The sequence below is a fragment of the Streptomyces sp. NPDC040432 genome, assembly GCF_055595445.1.
In genome coordinates this window covers 285,569-307,630 of sequence record NZ_JBVIVP010000003.1, presented here as the reverse complement: position 1 = coordinate 307,630, position 22,062 = coordinate 285,569, and the positions used below count along the sequence as shown (strand labels likewise).

Genomic DNA, 22,062 nt, shown 5'->3' with positions numbered 1-22,062 from the left:
GAATCCAGCCTTCGTCACTTTGCTGTTTCCTTTCATCAGCTCAGATCACTTTCGAATTCATCGATCTCGTCCTGCGACAGTTCGAGAAGGGACAGGTCGGACGGGGTGAGGCCACCGGCCTCGGGGCGGGCCGCGAACTCGGTCAGGGCCTCCAGCGCCCGGAACCACAGGCGGGCGAGCCTGCGGATCTCCGGCTCCTCGAACAGCTCACCGGGCCAGGACCAGATGGCGACCAGCCGCACCCCGTCGGGCCGGTCCTGCGCCACGGCGCTCAGGCCGACGGCGTGGGACAGCGGCCTGGCGTCGTCGCCGCCGCTGCCCAGGGTCTCGGTGGCCTCGGGCGGCGCCGTCCAGTCGTCGGACCGGGTGGCGGACTCGTCCACGGCCGCGAACCGGCCGAGGTAGTTGAAGCCGATCTGCGGTTCCGGTCCGCCGGCGAGCAGCGCCCGGGCCTGCGGATTGAGGTGGCGCAGCAGGCCGTAGCCGATGCCCTTGTCGGGGACGGCCCGGAGTTGTTCCTTGACCCGTTTCAGCGCGGTGCCGAGGTCGGCTCCGGCGGGCCACGGTTGCGCTGCCGGGGACGTACCGGGGTCGACGGCGACCGGGTAGAGGCTGGTGAACCAGCCCACCGTGCGGGACAGGTCGATCCCGTCGGCGATCTCTTCCCGGCCGTGGCCTTCGAGGCCGACCAGGACCGCGGTGCCGGCGTCGATGCCGCGGTCCGCCCGCCAGCGGGCGACCGCCAGCGCCAGGCCGGTCAGCAGCACCTCGTCGACCGCCGCGTTGAACACGGCGGGGACCCGGCCGAGCAGCGGACCGGCCACCTCGTCCGGGAGGACCACCGTCAGTTGTCGGGCCGTGGCGACGATGTCGCGGGTGACGTCGAGCGGACGGTGGGACAGGAGGGGGTCCGCGGTGGCGAGGACCGTCCTCCACAGGTCCAGTTCCCCGGTCCGCGCCGGGGAGAGGGCCTGCTGCTCCAGTACGGAGGACCAGCGTCGGAAGGAGGTTCCCACGGGTTCGAGCCGGGGTTCCCGGCCCTCGGACAGGGCCTGCCACGCGGTCGCCAGGTCCTCCTGGAGCACGCGCCAGGACACGCCGTCCACGGCCAGGTGGTGGACCAGGACCAGGAGCCGTCCCGGCCTGTCGGGGCCCGCGTCGAACCAGACCGCGCGGACCACTGCGCCGTCCGACGGGGAGAGCTCGGCCTGGACCCGCTCCTGGGTCGCGGCGACCAACCCGATCAGGTCCTGCTGCGGTACGTCCGCGATGTCGGTGCGGGTCAGCAGCGCGGCCGCGTCGACGGCGCCGCGGGCGGCGATGTCGAACCGTCGGCCCCCGGGCCCGTCGACGATCCGCGAGCGGAGGGTGTCGTGGTGGTCGAGGACCGCCTGGAGGGTGGCCACGAGCCGTTCCCGCGCGCAGTCCGCGGGCAGTTGGAGGAGGGCTGCCTGGTGGACGGCGTCGGTCGGGCCGCCCCGCTCGTACAGGTCGAGCATGACCGGGGTGAGGGCGAGTTCGCCGATGGCGTCCTCGGGCGCCTCGGGGGTCCCTTCCTCGTCCTCCCTCGCGATCCTGGCGAGCGCCCGGACCGTCTTGTGCTTGAAGACGTCCCGCAGGCTGATCAGCAGGCCCGCCTTGCGGGCCCGGCCCGCGAGCTGGATGGAGACGATGCTGTCGCCGCCCAGTTCGAAGAAGTCGTCGTCGGGACCGACCTCGGCGACGCCGAGGAGCTCCGCGAAGAGCCCTGCCAGCACGGCCTCCCGGGTGGCGGAGACCGCAGGCACCCCGCCGGCGATGGCCTCCCCGACCATGGCCTCGTCGGCCTCGTGGGCCGCGTGCGGAGCCGAACGGGCGCGGATCCCCGACCACCAGGCGGCCAACGGGTCGGGGTCCGCGGGTGCGGCCTGGACCGGCAGCCCCGCCGCGAGTGCTTCGAGGACCTCGCTCAGACCCTGGGCGACGGTCTCGGCCTCGGCCTTGGTGAACAGGTCGGGGCGGTAGCCCAGTCCGCAGTGCAGCTGGTCGCCGGAGAGTCCGGCGTCCAAGGTGAGCGGGTAGTGGGTCGCGTCGTTCATCTCCAGGTCGACCGCGCGGACCCGGTCGGCGTCGCCGCCGAATCCTGCGCCGTCGGCGGGAACGTTCTGGAAGACGAGCAGCGTGTCGAACAGTTCACCCTTGCCGACGGTCCGCTGCAGGTCCACGAGCCTGATGTGCTGGTGCGGCGTCAGGTCGACCTGTTGGTTCCACAGCCGGGAGAGCAGCGCCCCGGCCGGCTCGCCGGTCCGATGGACGACGCGCACGGGAACGGTGTTGATGAAGAGCCCGACCATGCGCTCGATGCCGGGAACCTCCGGCGGCCGGCCGGAGACGGTGGCGCCGAACACCACGTCCTGCCGACCGGTGAGGCGGGACAGCAGCATCCCCCAGGCGGCCTGGACGACCGTGTTCATGGTCGTTCCGTGACGGCCGGCCAGGGCGGTGAGCCCGGCCACGAGCTCGCCGCCGAAGGTGACGGAGAGCTTCTCGGTGGCCACCGCGGCCCGGTCCGGGTCCGCGGGCACCAGCAGCGTCGGTTCCACGGACGGATCGAGCACCTCGCCCCAGGCCCGTTCGGACGCCGCCCGGTCCTGCCGGCCGACCCAGTCCAGGTAACCGGCGTACGGACGGGTGGCGGGCAGACCTGCCGGGTCGCCACCGGAGGCGTACAGCTGCATCAACTCGTCCAGCAGGATCGGCGTGGACCAGCCGTCCAGCAGGAGGTGGTGGAACGTCAGCACGAGCCGGGCACGCCCACCGCCGAGGCGGAGCAGGGTGCAGCGCAGCAGTGGCGGTCGGGTGGTGTCGAAGCGTTCCGCCCGAGCCTCCCGCATCACCCTGCCGATCTCGGCCGTGCGCTCCCCGTCGGTCAGGTCCGTCAGGTCGCGCTCGGTCCACGGGACCTCGACGCCGGCCGGGACGAACTGGACCGGCCGGGACAGGCCCTCGTACGCGAAACCGGCACGGAGGTTGGCGTGGCGGGCCAGGAGGGCCCGGACGGCCGCGCGCAGGACCCGGGTGCTCGGTTCGCCCTCCAGGTCCAGCCCGAACTGGACGGTGTAGACGTCCTGGTCCCGCTGGTCGTACAGCGAGTGGAAGAGGAGCCCCTCCTGGAGCGGTCCCAGGGGGAGCACGTCGGCCAACTCACGGCCATCCCGCTCCAGCAGGTCGATGTCGCGCTGCTCCAGCCGGACCAGCGGGAAGTCGGAGGGGGTGCGTCCACCGGACCGGCCGGCGTCGGCGAGCAGTGCGCGCACCGCGTCCTGCCAGGCCCGGGCCAGCCCGGGCACGTCCCCTTCGCCGAACAGCGCGTCCGGCCAGGCCCAGCGGGCCGTCAGTCGGAGTTCGTCCCCGTCCTCGTCCACCCGGACGGTGACGTCGAGCGGGTGGACGACCGGCATGTCCGGGTCCTCGCCCGGCACCGCCCGGACGGCGCCCGCGGCGCCGAACGGCACGGAACCGTCGGCGAGTGGCGCGTCGAAGCGGCCGTGGTAGGCGAAGCGGACCTGTGGCGCGCCGAGGGCGGCCAGCAGGGGCACCGTCTGCGGGTTGAGGTACCGCAGCAGGCCGTGGCCGCTGCCGCCGTCGGGGAGGGCGGCGAGTTGTTCCTTGACCTGCTTGACCCGGGCGCCGGCGCCGGCTCCCGCCCCGTCCCCTCCCAGATGTACGGGGCGGATGGTGGTCAGGTGCCCAACGGTGCGGGCGAGGGCGGCGCCGGCGGGCCCGCGGCCCCGGCCGTCGTCCTCCAGGGCGACCAGCACGCCGGTGCCGCCTTCCCTGCCGAGGTGGGCGCGCCACTCACCGACGGCGGCCGTGAGGGCGCCGAGCAGGACGTGCTGGACGTCGGTTGCGAAAGCCTGCGGGACGCTTTCCAGCAGGGCCCGGGACTCGGAGGGCGAGAAGGACACCTCGATGTGGCGGACGGTGGCGACGGTGTCGCGGCGGGGGTCCGGCACGTGCGGGGTGAGGGGCGCGGTGCCCGCGCCGAGGACTTCGGTCCAGACGGGCAGTTCGTCGACCAGCTCCGGGGCGGTCGCGGCGACGGTCCTGTCCTCGGCCCACGCCTTGTACGAGGTGGTCACGGAAGGCAGCCGCACGGGGGCGCCGGCCGTGACCGCGGCCCACGCGGTGCGCAGGTCGGAGGCCAGGACCTGCCAGGAGGCCGGGTCCGCGGCCAGGGTGTGCGCCGCGAGCAGGAGCCGGTGCTCGCCGCCGGGACCGCCGTCGAACCACACGGCCCGGAACACGGCGCCGTCCTGCGGCGCGATGGCGGAACGGACCGATCCGGTGTGCGCGGCGAGCAGGCCGCCCAAGGTGTCCGGTTCGGCGCCCCGGACGTCGACCCGGCTGAGCAACGAGGCGGCGTCGGCCTCGGCGCGCGGGCGGGTCTCCAGGTTCCAGACCAGGTTGCCGGCGCGGCGGGTGAGCTTCAGCCGCAGCGCGTCGTGGTGGTCGAGGAGCGCTTGGAGGACGCGCACCAGACGGGGCTCGTCGGTGTCCGCGGGGAGGCCGAGCGCGATGGTGGTGACGCTGTGCGCGACCGGGCCTCCCCGCTCGCGCAGGGCGTGCGCGGCGGGGCTCAGCGGCACCTCTCCGATGCCGGTGCCGTCGATGGCGGCCTGCTCCTCGACGGTGTCGCCGCTCCGGACGGCGGCGGCGGCCAGGTCGGCGACCGTGCGGTGACGCAGTACGTCCGCCGCGGTGAACTCAAGGCCCGCCTCCAGGGCGCGGCTCACCAGTTGGATGGAGACGATGCTGTCGCCGCCGAGTTCGAAGAAGCTGTCCTCGACGCCGACCCGCTCGACCCCGAGGAGGTCGCGGATCAGCTCGCAGAGCAGCGTCTCCTTCTCGTCGGCCGGTGCCCGGCCCTCCTCGCGGGCGCCGAGGTCGGGCTCCGGGAGCGCCTTGCGGTCGACCTTGCCGTTGGCGCTCAGGGGCAGGGCGTCGAGGGCGGTGTAGGAGGCGGGCACCATGTGGTCGGGGAGCAGTCCGGCGAGGTGGGCGCGCAGGTCCGTCGTCGTCCCGCCGGCCCCCGCCGCGGGGACCACGTAGGCGGCGAGCTGCTTGCGGCCCGCCGCGTCCTCGCGGACCGAGACGGCCGCGTGGTCGACCCCGGGGTGGAGGGTGAGGGCCGCCTCGATCTCGCCGAGCTCGATGCGGAAGCCGCGGACCTTGACCTGGTCGTCGGCCCGTCCCGCGAACTCCAGCTGGCCGTCGGCGTTCCACCGCACCAGGTCGCCGGTGCGGTAGAGCCGTTCGCCGGGCGCCCCGAAGGGGTGGGCCACGAACCGCTCCGAGGTCAGGGCCGGCAGGCCCAGGTAGCCGCGGGCCAGCCCGTCGCCGGCGATGTGCAGTTCACCGGTCACTCCGTCCGGTACCGGTCGCAGGAACGCGTCGAGGACGTACACCCGGGTGTTCCAGAGCGGGGTGCCGATGGGCGGGTGGACCTCACCGGTCTGGGGGCGGCTCATGGTGGAGCAGACGGTCGCCTCGCTGGGTCCGTACACGTTCAGCAGGCGGCGCCCGCGGGACCAGTGCGCGACCTGGTCGGGGGGGCAGGGCTCGCCGCCGACCGCGAGGGTGCCCAGGGTGGGCAGTGCGGTGCGCGGAAGGGTGGCGAGCACTCCCGCGGTGATCTGGAGGTGGCTGACCCGGTGTACGTCGATCAGCGCGGCGAGTTCCTCGCCGGCGGGCGAGGTGTTGCCCGGTGCGATGACGAGTGCCGCGCCCGTCAGGAGGGTCATCGCCAGGTCCGCCATGGAGACGTCGAAGCTGGGTGAGACGGCCTGGAGGATCCGGCTGTCCGGGCCGATGCCGAAGTTCTCGGCGTGCGAGCCGGCCAGGCCCGCGATGCCCCGGTGGGTGACGAGGACTCCCTTGGGGCGGCCGGTGGAGCCCGAGGTGTAGATGACGTAGGCGGGGTGGTCCGGGCCGAGCGGATGCGTACGGTCGGCGTCGGTGGGGTCGGTCGCGGCGGCCGCGGCGGCCTCGGCCCGGACGGACGGGGCGTCGACGGGGATCACCGGGACCGAGGTGGGCAGGGCGAGCCGTCCGGTGGTCCCGTCGGTGGTCAGGACGAGGGCGGGACGTGCGTCCTCGACGATGTGGGCGATGCGGTCGGCCGGGTAGCCCGGGTCGACGGGCAGGTGCGTGGCACCCGCCTTGAGGACGCCGAGGGTGACGGCGAGCCAGTCCGCCGAGCGCGGCACGGCGACGGCCACCCGCTGCTCGGGGCCGACCCCCCGATCGATGAGCCAGTGCGCCCACCGGTTGGCCCGGGCGTTGAGCTCGGCGTACGTCAGCTCGGTGGGCCCTGCGACCAGGGCGACCGCGTCGGGGGTGGCGGCGGCGCGCTCCTCGAACAGCACCGGGAAGGTCGCCGCCCGCACCTCCCGGACGGTGTCGTTGCGGGTGGTGAGGACCTCGGTCAGCGCGGCGGCGGCGAGCAGCTCGATCCGGCTGATGGTGGCTTCGGGGTCGGCCGTGACCGCGTCGAGCAGGGCTGCGTAGCGGGCCGCGATCGACTCGACCGTGGAGCGGTCGAACAGGTCGGTGCGGTAGCTGATCAGGCCGCGCATCCCGGCGTGTCCGCCGTCGGCGTCGAAGACCTCGGTCAGCTCGATGCCCAGGTCGGTCTTGGCGGAGGTGATCTCGACGTCCGCCGGGGAGACCGTCAGGCCGGGCAGTTCCAGGCGTGGTGCCGCGTTGTTCTGGAAGGCGAGGAACACCTGGAACAGCGGGGTGTGCGCCAGTGTCCGCACGTCGGGGCCGAGCTGGTCGACCAGCCGCTCGAAGGGCAGGTCCTGGTGGGCGTAGGCCGCGAGGTCCGTGGCCCGGACCCGGCGCAGGAGTTCGGTGAAGGAGGGGTCGCCGGAGGTGTCGGTGCGCAGGACGAGCGTGTTGACGAAGAACCCGACGAGGTCCTCCAGTGCCTCGTCCGGGCGTCCGGCGACGGCGGTGCCGACGGGGATGTCGGTGCCTGAGCCCAGCCGGGTCAGGAGCCCCGCGAGGGCCGCCTGGGCCACCATGAAGAGGCTGACCTGGTGGGTCCGGGCGAGGGCGGCGAGTCGTCCGTGGAGCGCGGCGTCGAGAGTGAAGCCGACGGTGGCGCCGTCGGTGGTCATCTCCGCGGGGCGCGGTCGGTCGGTGGGCAGGGGCAGCTCCGTCGGCGCGCCGGCCAGGGTCCGCTGCCAGAAGGCGAGCTGGCGTGCGGCGAGGCTCTCCGGGTCGTCGGCGTCGCCGAGCAGCTCCCGCTGCCAGAGGGTGTAGTCGGCGTACTGGACGCGCAGCGGGGTGAAGCCCGGTTCCCGTCCGGCGGACCGGGCGGCATAGGCGGCGGACAGGTCCCGGGCCAGGGGGCCGTTGGACCATCCGTCGGAGGCGATGTGGTGGACGGTGAGCAGCAGGACGTGTTCGGTGTCGGAGACGGTGAAGAGGGTTGCCCGCAGGGGCGGTTCGACGGCCAGGTCGAAGCCGCGGGCGGCGGCGCGGCGGAGCTCGTCGTCGAGTTCGTGCGGCGTGGTCCGCACGGTCTCCATCGGAACCGCGGCCGCGGTCCCGGTGAGGACATGCTGGCGGGGCTTCCCGGCGGTGTCGGGGAAGACGGTCCGCAGGCTTTCGTGGCGTGTCACCACGTCGGCGATGGCCTCGCGCAGCGCGTCGGGATCGAGGGTGCCGGTGAGCCGGATGCCGATGGGGATGTTGTACGAGCCGGAGGGTCCCTCCAGCCTGCCGAGGAACCACAGTCGGCGCTGGGCGGACGACAGCGGGATCTCCTGTGGCCGCGGCCCGGCGGTCGGGCCGGGTCGGGCGGAGTCGCCGTGGACCATCAGGGCGGCGAGCCGGGCGGGGGTGGGCGCTTCGAAGACCGCGCGGACGTCGACCTCCGAGCCGAAGGCCGAGCGGACCCGGCTCAGGAGCCGGACGGCGCTGAGCGAGTTGCCGCCGAGTTGGAAGAAGTCGTCGTCGATGCCCGCTCCGGGCAGGTCCAGGACCTGGGCGAAGAGCGCGCAGAGGATCTCCTCCTGAGGGGAGCGCGGGAGGCGGGTGGTGGCTGCCGCGAACTCCGGTTCGGGCAGTGCCGCGCGGTCCAGCTTTCCGTTGACGGTCAGCGGCAGCTCGTCGAGGACGACGACGGCTTCCGGGACCATGTGCTCGGGCAGGGTGGCGGCGAGCCGCTCGCGCAGCTCCGTTCCCGTCGGTGCGGTGCCTGTCGCGGGGACGGCATAGGCGAGGAGGCGGACGCCGTTCTCGCCGCCGTCGCGGACGATCACCGCCTGGGCGGCGACGGCGGGCAGGGCGGCGACCGCCGCGGATACCTCGCCGAGTTCGACGCGGTGGCCTCGGATCTTCACCTGGTCATCGGCCCGGCCGACGAACACCAGGTTGCCGTCGGCGAGCCGGCGGGCCACGTCGCCGGTGCGGTACATCCGCTCGCCGGCCGGTCCGTACGGGTCGGCGGTGAAGCGCTCGGAGGTCAGCGCGGGGCGACCGAGGTAGCCGCGGGCCAGGCAGGGTCCGGCGAGGTAGAGCTCTCCCGCGACCCCGGCGGGGACCGGGCGGAGCGCCGCGTCGAGGACGTAGGCCCGTACGTTGCCCTGCGGGCGGCCCATCGGGACCGGCCCCGGGGCCAGGGCGGTGCCGGGCCCGACGCGGAACTCGGTGGCGTTGACGGTGGCTTCGGTGGGCCCGTACACGTTCCAGACGGTGGCGTCGGGGTGGCGCTCGCGCCACCCGGCCAGGGCCTCGCCCATCAGGGCCTCGCCGCCGAGGAGCAGTTCGGTGGTGGGCGAGTAGGCGGCGGGCAGCGCGCCGAGCAGCGGAAGGTGGCTGGGGGTGGCCTTCATGAAGGTCACCGGGGTGGTGGCGAGCCGGGCCGAGAGGCCGGCGCTCTCCTCCAGCGCGGAGATCAGCACGGCGCCGCCGACGGTGAGCGGCGTGAACAGGGCGGTGACGGTGAGGTCGAAGGAGACCGGTGAGTGCAGCAGTGCGAGGCCGGCCGCGCCGGCGTATGCGCCGCCCGCCCAGCCGAGGTAGTCGACGACCGAACGGTGCTCGACGACGACGCCCTTGGGGCGGCCGGTGGAGCCGGACGTGTAGATCACGTAGGCGGGGTGGGCCGGGTCCGGCCCGTCGGTGGGGGCGGTGGCGGGGAGGGCCGCGATGGCCGCGGCGGTCGGCGCGTCGTCGACGACGAGCCGCTCGATGTCCGAGGTCGGCAGCGCGGCGGCGGCCGCCCGGGTGGTCACCAGCAGGCGGGGGGCGGCGTCCTGGAGGAGGTAGGAGATCCGCTCCTGCGGGTACGCCGGGTCGACCGGTACGTACGCGGCGCCGGACTTGAGGACGGCGAGCAGGGTCACGACCAGTTCGGCGGAGCGCTCCATGGCCACCGCGACCAGTTCCCCGGGGCCCGCTCCCCGGGCGGTCAGGGCGTGGGCGAGCCGGTCGGCCCGCGCGTCGAGTTCGGCGTAGGCGACCTCCAGGGCGCCGTCGACGAGCGCGACGGCGTGCGGGGTGCGGGCCGCCTGGGCCGCGATCAGTTCGTGGACGAGGGCGTCGGCGACGGGGACGACCGGTCCGGCGGAGCCGGAGGTCAGCTCCCGGGTCTCGGCGTCGTCCAGCAGGGCCAGCCGGCCGACGGGGGTGTGCGGGGCGTTGGCCACGGTCTCCAGCACCCGGCGCAGTTGCCGGGTCGCGGAGGCGACGAGCCGCTCGTCCAGCAGGTCGGGGCGGTGGTACCAGTTGAGGACGAGGCGCTGCTCGTCCTGCATCACCACCATGCCCAGGGGGTAGTGGTTGTCGCCCTTGGTGTCGACCTCGGACAGCGTCAGGCCGTGCACGGGCTCCCCCGAGCCGGGCTCCGCCGGGAAGTTCTCGAAGACGACGGCGGTGTCGAACAGCGTTCCGAGGCCGGCCAGTTCCGTCACGTCGGCGAGGCCGAGGTAGTGGTGACCGAGCAGTTCCACGCGCTGTTCCTGCACCCGGACGAGGGTGTCCACGAGCGCCGTCGCGGGTTCGATCCGGACGCGGACCGGGAGGAGGTTCGTGAAGAGGCCCACCATCGATTCGACGCCGTCCAGCTCCGGCGGACGTCCGGAGACCGTCTCGCCGAACAGCACGTCGTCGCGCCCGGTGAGGCTGCCGAGGACGATGCCCCAGGCCCCTTGCACGACTGCGTTCATCGTGAGTCCGTGCTCGCGGGCCGTCGCCGTGAGGGCGGCGGTCAGGGCGGCGGGCAGTTCGTCCACGATGCGGCCGGGGCGACCCGAGGTGTGACCGACGGGGGCGACGAGGGTGGGTTCCCGTACCCCGGCCAGGGCCGAGCGCCAGGCCTCCTGGGCCGCCACGTGGTCCTGCTCGGACAGCCAGCGCAAGTAGTCCTTGTACGGGGCGACGCGGGGCAGGCCCGAGGCGTCTCCGCGGCTGCCGTACAGCTCGAAGAGCTCCCCGGCGAGCACCTGCGCCGACCAGCCGTCGAGGAGCAGGTGGTGGGCGGCGAAAAGCAACCGGTGGGTGTCGACGCCGAGCCGGACCAGGGTGAAGCGGAGCAGCGGGGGCTGCTCCGGAGCGAACGGACGGGTGCGTTCCGCCGCCAGCAGACGGTCCAGGGCCGCGGCCCGCCCGTCGGCGTCCAAGTCGCTCAGGTCGATCTCGTTCCAGGGCAGTTCGACGTCCGCCGGAACGAGCTGGACGGGTACGCCCTCACCCGTGCGACGGAAGGAGGCGCGCAGGCTGTCGTGACGGGCGAGGAGCCCGGCGACCGCGGCTCGCAGCGCCTCGACGTCCAGCTCGCCGCGCACGTCGAGGGCGAGTCGGGTGATGTAGACGTCCTCGGCACCCTGGTCGAACTGGGCGTGGAACAGCAGGCCCTCCTGGAGCGGGGAGAGCGGCAGGATGTCGGTGAGCCTCGGTTGGGCGCGCTCCAGCTCGCCGATCTCCGCGGGGGTGAGCCGGACGAGCGGCAGGTCGGAGGGGACGAGCCCGCCGACCCCCTCGGGGCGCTCGGCGCAGCGCACCAGGGCTTCGAGGGCGCGGAACCAGGCCTCGGCGAGCCGGCGCACCGCGTCCTCGGTGAGGAGGTCCCCCGGCCAGGTCCAGGTGACGGCGAGCCGGGGACCGTCGCCGTGGGTTTCGGTGACGGCGTTGACGGTGAGGGTGTACGGCAGTGGGGTGGCGTCCTCGGCACCGCCGCCCAGTCCGCTGTCGCGCGGGTCGTCGGACGCCCCGCCGATGCGGCCCAGGTAGTTGAAGCCGATCTGCGGTTCGGGGTACTTGGCCAGGTTCGCGGCGGTGCGCGGGTTGAGCCGGCGGAGGAGTCCGAAGCCGATGCCGTTGTCGGGGACGGCCCGCAACTGCTCCTTGACGGCCTTGACCGCGCCGACGAGGGCGGGTCCTCCGGCAGTCAGCTCCGCGGCCGGTACCTCGCCCGGGTCCAGGCGGACCGGGTACAGGCTGGTGAACCAGCCGACCGTACGGGACAGGTCGGTCCCTTCGGCGATGTCCTCGCGGCCGTGGCCCTCCAGGCCCACGAGAACCGAGGACCCTCCGTCGCGGCCGGCGCCGCGGCGCCAGTCGGCCACGGCGACGGCCAGGGCGCTGAGCAGGACGTCGTTGATCTGTGCGTGGAAGGCGGCCGGGACGCGGCCGAGGAGCGGTTCGGTGAGCTCCGGGGGCAGCCGCAGGGTCAGGTGACCGGCCCGGGCCAGGGTGTCGCGCTCCGGGTCCAGGGGACGGTCGGTGAGCCGCGGGTCCGGGCCCGAGAGGATCTCGCGCCACAGCGGGAGCTCACGGATGCGATCGGGCTCGCCGGCCGCCGCGGTCAGGTGCTGGGCCCAGCGGCGGAAGGAGGTGCCGACCGGTTCCAGGGTGTGGACCCGGCCCTCGGCGGCGGCGGTCAGCGCGGCGACGAGCTCGGGCAGCAGGATGCGCCAGGACACGCCGTCCACCGACAGGTGGTGGATGACGAGCAGCAGGCGGCCCGGGTGGGCGGCGCCCGCGTCGAACCAGACGGCCTGCACCATCCGGCCCTCCTCGGGGGCGAGCCGGGCCTGGGCCGCGGCGAACTCCGCTTCCGTCACGGCGGGCAGGGCGTCCTCGTCGAGGTGGGACACGTCCACCCGGTGCAGGCAGTCACCCGCCGCCACGGCACCGGGCGGCGGGATCTCCAAGGTCCACTCGCCGATGTCCTCGATCCGGGTCAGCTTCAGCCGCAGGGCGTCGTGGTGGTCGAGGAAGCCCTGCAGTACGGCGGTCAGCCCGTCCTCCTCCAGCCCGGCGGGCGTCGGGACCGGCATCGACTGACTGAACAGGGCGGCCGGGCCGCTGTGTTCGCTGAACCAGTGGATGACGGGGGTCAGCGGCACTCCGCCGATCCCGTCCGACGGATTGCCGCGCACGGGGGCTTCCTCTGCTTCCTCGGCCACGGAGGCGAGCGCCTCGACGGTCTTGTGGGTGAACACGTCACGCGGGGTGAAGCGGAGACCGGCCCGGCGGGCCCGGCTGACGAGCTGGATGGAGATGATGCTGTCGCCGCCCAGTTCGAAGAAGCTCTGGTCCGCTCCGACCTTCTCCAGACCCAGGACGTCGGCGAACAGCCCGCACAGCCGCTCCTCCCTGGCACCGCGGGGCGCCCGGCCGGCCGGCCCGGCGGGCCCGGGGGCGGGCAGCGCCTTGCGGTCGAGCTTGCCGTTCGCGGTCAGCGGCAGCCCGTCCAGCACCACGATGACGGCCGGCACCATGTGGGCGGGCAGCGCGGCCGCGGTGTGGGCGCGCAGGACCTCCGGGTCGATCCGGGCCAGGTCCGGGGTGACCACGTGGGCGACCAGCTGTTTCACCCCGGTCTGCGGCTCGTGCACGGTGACGGCGGCCTGGGTCACGTCGGGGTGCCGCAGCAGGACGTTCTCGATCTCACCCGGTTCGATCCGGAACCCACGGATCTTGACCTGGTCGTCGGCGCGACCGCAGAACTCCAGCTGCCCGTCCGCGCGGAGCCGCACCCGGTCCCCGGTGCGGTACATCCGGCCGCCGGCGGCGCCGAACGGGTCTGCGACGAACCGCTCCGAGGTCAGCCCGGGGCGTCGCAGGTAGCCGCGGGCCAGTCCGGCGCCCGCCACGTACAACTCGCCCGCCACGCCCGGCGGTACCGGTCGCAGCGATCCGTCCAGGACGTGGACGCGGGTGTCGGTGACCGGTGTGCCGATCGGAGGCGCGTCGTGCGACACCTCCAGCGGGGTGCTGATCGACACGGCGACCGTCGACTCGGTCGGCCCGTACGCATTGACCATGCGACGGCCCGGCGCCCACCGCTCCACCAGCTCCGGCGAGGTCGCGTCCCCGCCCACGATCAGGCAGGAGAAGCCGGATAGCCCCTCCGGCGGTACGCCGGCCAGGGCCGCGGGGGGAATCAGCGCGTGGGTGACCGCGCGCTCCGCGATGACCCGGGCCAGCGGCTCGCCCGCCAGCGGTCCCGGCTCGGGCACCACGAGCGCGGCGCCCGACGTCAGGGCCATGCACAGTTCGAGGACCGAGGCGTCGAAGCTCGGTGAGGAGAACTGCAGGACCCGGCTCGTGCCGTCGACGGCGAACCGGTCCCGTTCGGTGGCCGCGAACGCGGCCAGGCCCTGGTGGGTGACCATGACGCCCTTGGGGACGCCCGTCGATCCCGAGGTGTAGATGAGGTACGCGGGCGATCCCGCCGGCACGCTGCGCGCGGGCACGTCCGCGACCGCCCCCGGCAGCGGGGCGCCGTCGAGCACGAGCACGGTGGCGTCACCGGCCGGCGCCACGCCCTCGTACGCGCGTGTGGTCAGCACCGCGGCGGGAGTCGCGTCGTCGAACATGAAGGCGATCCGCTCCGCCGGATAGTCCGGGTCCACCGGCAGGTAGGCGGCGCCGGCCTTCAGGACGGCGAGGGTGGCGACCACCGACTCCAGCGACCGGCCCAGTACCAGTGCCACCACCTGCTCCGCGCCGATGCCGAGGCCGGTCAGGCGCGCGGCCAGTTCGTCGGCGCGCGCATCGAGTTCCGCGTACGTCAACGACCGTGCGGCCGACTCCACCGCGACTGCGTCCGGGGTCCGCGCCGCCTGCGCGGCGAACAGTTCGGGGAAGGTCGCCGGAGCCACGGACGGACCGTCGTCGACGCCGCCCAGCAGGAGTTCGCGCTCCTCGGCGGTGAGCAGGTCGAGGCCGGCCACCGGCCGCGTCGGGTCCTGCACGAGGGCTTCCAGCAGCCGTACCAGCCTGCCGCCGATCGCCTGCACCTCACGGGAGTCGAACAGGTCGGGACGGTGGTTGAGGACGAGCCGCAGCCTGCCCTCGTGGATGTGGGAGACCAGGCAGAGCGGGTAGTGGCTGGCGTCCAGGACGTCGAATCCGTTGATCGTGAGACCGGCGGCCCGCTCCTGGAGGGCCTGGAGCGCGAACGGGAAGTTCTCGAACGCCACGTAGGTGTCGAAGAGTTCGGCGTGACCCGAGACCTGCTGGATCTCCCGCATCCCGATGTGCTGGTGGGCCATCAGCTCGACGTGTTCCCGCTGGATCCGACGCAGCACCGTCAGGAGGGAGTCGTCGCGGTTCGTCCGCACCCGTACCGGCAGGGTGTTGATCAGCATGCCGACCATGCCCTCGACCCCGGCGATCTCCGGGGGGCGCCCGGACACGGCGGTGCCGAAGACCACGTCCTCCTGGCCCGTGAGCACCGACAGCAGGAGCCCCCAGGCCCCGTGCACGGCACTGGAGAACGTCAGGTCGTGGGCACGCAGCAGCGCGGCGAGCGCCTCGGTGGTCCCGGCGGACAGCTCCACGACGAACTGCTCCGGTTCGACGACCTCGCGCCCCGGATCGGACGGGACCAGTCGGGTCGGTTCGTCCAGCCCGGCGAGCGCCCGCCCCCACGCCGCGGCCGCGGCCTCGCGGTCCTGCCGGGCGAGGTGGGCGAGGTGGTTGCGGAACGGGGTGACGGGCGGCAGGACGGAAGGATCGCCGCCGTTGCCGTACACCTCGAACAGCTCGCCCAGCAGCACCGAGGTCGACCAGCCGTCGAGCAGGATGTGGTGGAAGGTGATGAGGAGTCGGTGGGCGTCGTCCGCGAGCCTCACCAGCCGGTAGCGCATCAGCGGGGGCCGGGCCGGGTCGAAGGGGTGGGTCTTCTCCTCGGCCTGGACGCGCCCCAGCGCGTCCTGCCGGGCGGCGTCGTCCAGGCCGCGCAGGTCGGTCTCCTGCCAGGGCACCTCGACGTCCCGGGAGACGACCTGCACGGGCCGGCTCTTCTTGGGGTGCAGGAAGCCGACGCGGAGGTTGGCGTGGCGGTCCAGCAGTGCTTGGGCGGTGGTGCGCAGCGTGGCGGCGTCCAGCGCGCCACCGAGGTCGAGCACGACCTGGACGGTGTAGACGTCGTTGCCGCTCTCGTCGTACAGCGCGTGGAAGAGCAGCCCCTCCTGGAGCGGCGACAGCGGAAGAATGTCCTCAGGACCCGACTTCGACATTTACAGCGTCCTCCACTCGGCTTCGAGCCCGTCGATCTCGTCTTGGGAAAGCTCCACCAGCGCCAGGTCCGATGGGCTGTAGCCACCGGCGTCAGGGCGCTCGGCGTGTTCGGTCAGCGCGCGCAGGGCGCGGAACCAGGTGTCCGCGAGTTCGCGGACGTCGGCGTCGGAGAGCAGCCGCCCGGGCCAGGTCCAGGTGGCGGTCAGCCGTGGGCCGTCCTCATCGGTCAGCGCCACCGAGTTGATCTCCAGCAGGTGGGAGAGCGGAAGGTCCGCGCCGTCGGTCAGGACCAGGTCGGTCTCGGCCGCGGGACCCCAGTCGGCGCCCGGCCCCGCGGCGGGGGCGTCGGCACGGCCCAGGTGGTTGAAGAGCAGGGGCGCGGTGGCCAGGGCCGCCAGCCGGGGTCCGGCCTCGGGGTCGAGGTGGCGCAGCATCCCGTAGCCGATGCCCTCGTCGGGCACGGCCCTGAGCTGTTCCTTGACGGCGCGCACCGCCCTGCCGGCCTCGGGTCCGCCCGCCCACAGGCCGGGCCAGTCCTCGACGCCGGGGTCGAGGCGGGCCGGGCGGATGGTGGTGAACCAACCGACGGTGCGGGACAGGTCGAGTCCCTCGGCGATCTCCTGCCGGCCGTGTCCCTCCACGTCCACGAGCACGCCGCGGCCGCCGGGGAGTCCCCGCCGGTCCCGCCATTGTTCGACGGCCAGGGCCAGGGCGGTGATCAGTACCTCGTGGACGCCCGCGTTCAGCGCGCCGGGCACCACGTCCAGCAGGGGTCGGGTGACCTCGACCGGCAGTGACTGGGTGAGCTTGCGGGCGCCGGCGGCCGTGTCCTGGGCGGGGTCGAGGGTGCGGAGGGTCAGCTCGGGTGCGGGGAGCCGCAGCGCGTCGGTCCACAGGTCCAACTCGGCGGCGGTCCGGCCGGGGGTGAGCTCCTCCAGGAGTTCCGCCCACCGGCGCAACGGGGTTCCGACGGGGGCCGGTTCGGGCTCCTTGCCGTCACGGGCCGCCTCCCAGGCGTCCCGCAGGTCGGGGAGCAGGATGTTCCAGGAGACCGCGTCGACGACCAGGTGGTGGGCCGCGACGAGCAGCCGACCGGGCGCCGCGGGGCCGGAGTCGAACCAGACGAGCTGGGTCGTGATCCCGGCTTCGGGAGCCAGCCGGTCCCATGCCGCGCGGGCCTCGCCCGTTATGGTCCCGCGCAGTTCCCCGTCGGTCAGCGCGGCGGTGTCGACGCGGCGCACGAGGGGGGCAGCCGGGACGCTGCCGCGCTCGCCGATCGCGTACGTCCACCGGCCGGAGGGGCCGCCGCGGTCGAGGCGGGTGCGAAGGGCGTCGTGCCGGTCGAGGACCGCCTGCAGGGCGGCGGTCAGTTCGCGGGTCCCGAGGCCGGCCGGGACCTGGATCAGGGCGCTCTGGTGGAAGGCGTCGACGGGGCCGCCGCGCCCCTCCAGCCAGCGCATGATCGGGGTGGCCGGGAACGGGCCGGTCGCGGCGCCCGCGTCGGCCGCGGATGTCACGGCCTCCTCGGTGACGGTCGCGGCGAGCGCCGCCACCGTCTTGAGTTCGAACACGGACTTCGGGGAGAGCGCGAGGCCGAGCCGGCGGGCGCGCGCCACGAGCTGGATGGAGACGATGCTGTCGCCGCCCAGCTCGAAGAAGCTGTCGTGCAGTCCGACGCCGTCCCGGCCGAGCACCTCGGCGAAGAGGGTGGCGATGGTCTCCTGCACCGCGGTGCGCGGTGTGTCGTCGGCGGCGGCGGCCCCCGTGACCTCGGGCGCGGGCAGCGCCTTGCGGTCGAGCTTGCCGTTCGGGGTCAGGGGCAGCGCGTCGAGGACGACGATCGCGGCGGGCACCATGTAGGCGGGCAGCGGTCCCCCCGCGTACGAGAGGACCTCGGCGGGGTCGACCGGCCGCGCCTCCCCCTCCGCTCGGGGGACGACGTACCCGACGAGCTGCTTGCGGCCGGGGACGTCCTCGCGGACGACGGCGGCGGCCCCGGACACGCCCGGGTGCCGGGCCAGGGCGGCCTCGACCTCGCCGAGTTCGATCCGGAAGCCGTTCAGCTTGACCTGGTCGTCGGCGCGGCCGAGGTACTCCAGTTGACCGTCGGTGCGCCAGCGGCCCACGTCCCCGGTGCGGTACATGCGGGCGCCCGCCGGTCCGTGCGGATCGGCGACGAAGCGTTCCGCGGTCAGCGCCGGACGGTCGAGGTAGCCGCGGGCGAGCTGGCCGCCACCGATGTGGATCTCCCCGCTGACGCCGGGCGGCACCGGGTTGAGTTCGGCGTCGAGCACGTGGATGACCGAGTTCCACATCGGCCGGCCGATGGGCACGGGCCCCCCGGGCGCGGCCTCGTCGGGGCCGATCCGGTACTCGACGCAGCCGACGGTCGCCTCGGTGGGCCCGTACTCGTTGATGACGGTGATGCCGGGCCGCTGCCGTCGCAGTTCGTCGACGACCTCGCCGATCAGCATCTCGCCGCCGACGACCAGCTCCCGGGTCGGGGAGAACTCCTCCGGCAGGACACCGAGGAGGGCCAGGTGCGCGGGGGTCGCCTTGAGGAAGGCGGGGCGGGGAGCGCCGGTGCCGGCGCCCTCCAGGGCGGTGACGCGGACGTTGCCGCCGGAGATCAGCGGGGCGTACAGGGAGGTGACGGTCAGGTCGAAGGAGACCGGCGAGTGCAGCAGGGTGCTCTCGCGGACCGCCGTGTAGTGCTCGCGGGCGTACTCCAGGTAGACGGCGACGGACCGGTGGGTCACGACGACGCCCTTGGGGCGGCCGGTGGAGCCCGAGGTGTAGATGACGTAGGCGGGGTGGGCGGGGTCCAGGGGGGCGGTCCGATCCTCGTCGCGCGGGTCGAGGGCGCGGGCGTGCCGTTCCTCGGTGACGTCGAGGACGGGCACGCCGGCCGTTACCGCGTGGAGGGTGTCCGGGCGGGTCAGGACCAGCGCGGGGGCCGCGTCCCCGAGCATGTGGGCGATCCGTTCGGCGGGGTACTCCGGGTCCACGGGTACGTAGGCCGCGCCGGACTTGAGGGTCGCGAGCAGGGCCGTGACCAGGTCGGCCGAGCGGGGCAGCAGGACGGCGACCCGTTGCTCGGGGCCGGCTCCGGCGGCGATGAGGGTGTGGGCCAGCCGGTTGGCGCGGGCGTTGAGTTCGGCGTACGACCAGGTCCGGTCGCCCTCGGTCAGCGCGGGGGCGTTCGGGGTGCGGGCGGCCTGTCGCTCGAAGAGGGCGGGCAGGAGCAGGGTGGGCTCCACCACCGGGGCCTGCGCGAACGTGCCGAGCACCTGGGCGCGTTCGGCGTCGGTGAGGACGTCGATCTCGCCGATCGGCTGCTCGGGGTCGGCGGTGAAGGCCTCCAGCACGCGGATCAGCCGGCGGCTCATGCCCTCGATGGTGGCCCGGTCGAACAGGTCGGTGCTGTACTCCAGGCGGCCGGAGATCCCGGCGGCCGCCTCGTGGCCGGCCGAGCGCTCGTCCAGCCCGAACAGCAGGTCGATCTTGGTGACGCCGGGGTCCACCTGCTGCGGGGTGGTGATCAGGCCGGGCAGCTCCAGGGTGGACGCGGCGGGCGTCTGGACGTCCATCATCACCTGGAACAGCGGGTTCCTGGCGAGCGAGCGCTCCGGGTTGAGCGCCTCGACGAGCCGTTCGAAGGGCACGTCCTGGTGGGCGTGGGCGGACAGGGACATCTCGCGGGAGCGGTCCAGGAGCCGGGAGACGCTCGGGTTGCCGGACACGTCGTTGCGGAACACGACGGTGTTCACGAAGCAGCCGACGAGGTCGTCCAGCCGGGCGTCGCCACGGCCGGCGACCGCGCTGCCCAGCGGGATGTCCTGCCCCGCGCCGAGCTTGCTCAGCAGGACCGCGACCGCGCTCTGGAGCACCATGAAGAGGCTGGCCCGGTGGGCGCGGCCGAGTGCGATGAGGCGCTGGTGCAGGGCCGCCCCGATGTCGAAGCGGACGATGTCCCCGCGCTGCGACAGTTCGCCGGGGCGCGGCCGGTCGGTCGGCAGGTGGAGTTCCTCGGGGAGGCCGGCCAGCGCCTGCTTCCAGTGCTCCAGCTGGGCGGCGAGCGGACTGTCGGGGTCGTTCTCGCTGCCGAGGACGGACTGCTGCCACAGGGTGTAGTCGGCGTACTGGACCGGCATCGGCGCGAAGGCGGGTGCCTCACCGGCCGCGCGGGCCGCGTAGGCGAAGCCCAGGTCGCGGGCGAGCGGCTCCAGCGACAGGCCGTCGCCGACGATGTGGTGGAGGACGACCAGCAGGACGTGTTCCTCGGGGCCGAGCACCAGGAGCCGCGGCCGGACGGCGAGGCCCGCGGTCAGGTCGAAGCCCTCCGCCACCACCGCGGCGACCGTGGCGTCGAGCGTGCCCGCGTCGGCTTCCACCTCGGCGAGGACCACCTGTGCGGCGGCCTCGGCCGGGGACAGCACGTGCTGGCGGGGCTTGCCGTCCGTCTCGGGGAAGGTGGTGCGCAGGCTCTCGTGGCGGGCCAGTACGTCGAGGAACGCCTCGGCCAGCGCGGCGCGGTCGAGCCGGCCGGTGAGCTTGAGGGCGAGCCCCATGTTGTAGGCGCCGCTGGGGCCCTGGAGGCGGTTGACGAGCCAGAGGCGCTGCTGGGTCAGGGACAGCGGGAGCTCGGCGGGACGGACCGCGCGCGCCGGCGGACGACGGCGCCCGGCGGCCCCGTCGAGGTGCGCGGCGAGCCCGGCGACCGTCGGGGTCTCGAAGACGGTGCGGATGGACAGTTCGGCGCCGAAGGTCTCGCGGACACGTCCCAGCAGTCGGATCGCGGAGAGCGAATGACCGCCGCGCTCGAAGAAGTTGTCGTCGACGCCGATCCGGTCGAGCTTCAGTACGTCCGCCACCAGCGCGCAGAGCGCCTCCTCGCGGGGGCCTTCGGGGGCGCGGTACGCGGCGGGCGCGGCGGTGGCCCGCGTTCGCGGGGCGGCGGGCGTCGGCGGCGTCCAATCGGCGGGCACCGTGACCGGGACGCTTCCCAGCGGATCGGCGGGGTCCGCGGCGGAGAGGGCGGCGAGGAAGCCGGTGAGCGCCTCGCGGTGGCCGCGCACGCCGTCCTCGGTGTAGAGGTCGGCGTTGGCGTGGAAGTCGATGAGGAAGCCGCCGTCCGGGGCCCGGTTGTCGACGATCAGCGACAGGTCTTCCTCGGGGCCGATCGAGAAGCCGCGGACGGTCGCGCCGTGGCCGGCGAAGTCGAGGCGGTCGCCGTACATGATCAGGTTGATCTCGGGGCCCCACAGCCGCTTGCGGTCGCCGACCAGGCCGAGGTCGCGGTGGATGTCCTCGTAGCGGTAGCGCTGGTGACGCAGGGCCTGGTGGAGCTCGTCGCTCACCGAGCGGAGGAAGTCCGCCACGGTGGTCCCGGGGTGGGCGGCGATCCGGACGGGCAGGGCGTTGGAGACCATGCCCGGGGTGCGCTTGGCGGCCGCGACGGGCCTGGCCGCGGCGGCGAGACCGAGGACGATGTCCTCGGCGCCGGTGAGGCGGTGCAGGTAGCCGGCGATGCCCGCCACGACCACGGCGGGCCAGCTGACCCGCAGTTCGCGCGCCAGGTCGCGCAGCGCGTCGGCGTCGGCGGCGGCGACCCGACCCGCCTGGCGGACGTGGTCGGTGGGAACACGGGTGGGACGGGGTGCGAGGCCGACGGGCTCGGCGGCCCCGGCCAGCCGCCGGGACCAGAACGCGCGGTCCTCGGCGAACTGCTCGGACGCCCGGTAGTCGGAGTCGAGTGCGACGAGCTCGTCCAGGGTGCCGAAGCCCGCGGGCTTCGCCGCGACGCCGGCGGCCAGTGCCGAGTAGAGCGCCGCGACCCGGGAGACGATCAGCGACCAGCTGTACCCGTCGACGATGGTGTGGTGCACGCGGCTGAACCAGGTGTACCGGTCCTCGGCGAGCTTGAGGAGGCCGAAGGTGAACAGGGGGCCCGTGTGGACGTCCACCGGGTCCTTGACGTGTGTGAGCATCCACTGCTCGGCGGCGCCCGCGGGGTCCGTCGCCCCGGACACGTCCCGGACGTGCAGCTGCCAGTCCGGCTCCGGCTGAACGGTCTGGACCGGGCCGTCCTCGCCCGGCAGGAAGCGGACCCGCAGCGCGTCCGCCTCCGCCACCACGCGCCGCAGCGCGTCCTCGAAGAGCGCGGCATCGACCTCGCCCGATATCTCAACGCATTCGGCGATGCTGTACATCGGGTTTTCCGGATTCACCTGCTGAGCCAGCCACATTCCCTGCTGGGCGGCCGTCAGCGGCAATTGGAGTCCATTCCGGTCGGCCATTGCCATTCACTCCGATTGAGTAGACGCTTCGATACCCGTAGAGAACCGCTCACCGGCCTTGTCGGCGGGGCGATGCGGCTCACACTACGAATCAACCGCGGGCGGACATCGATCTCATGAAAAACTTCGATCCGCCGCCATCCGCATATCGAAGAATGCTCATCACGCTGTACACGTCATCCCCGGGACGCTCTCCGGGGAGACGACGAGTGCCCCGCTCGCGGGAGCGGGGCACTCG

General features: G+C 73.9%; 2 protein-coding genes. Both read right to left on the bottom strand.

Features of this window, described 5'->3' with window-relative positions:
• Nucleotides 1-35: 35 nt before the first annotated feature.
• Nucleotides 36-15,524 (bottom strand): amino acid adenylation domain-containing protein, encoded by a 15,489-nt coding sequence (locus ACZ58N_RS08570; protein WP_471157070.1) that lies wholly within the window; start codon nt 15,522-15,524, stop codon nt 36-38.
• Nucleotides 15,525-21,824: an amino acid adenylation domain-containing protein gene (locus tag ACZ58N_RS08565; protein WP_471157068.1), complete on the bottom strand. Its 6,300-nt coding sequence runs from the start codon at nt 21,822-21,824 to the stop codon at nt 15,525-15,527.
• Between the last annotated feature and the right edge of the window lie 238 nt (nt 21,825-22,062).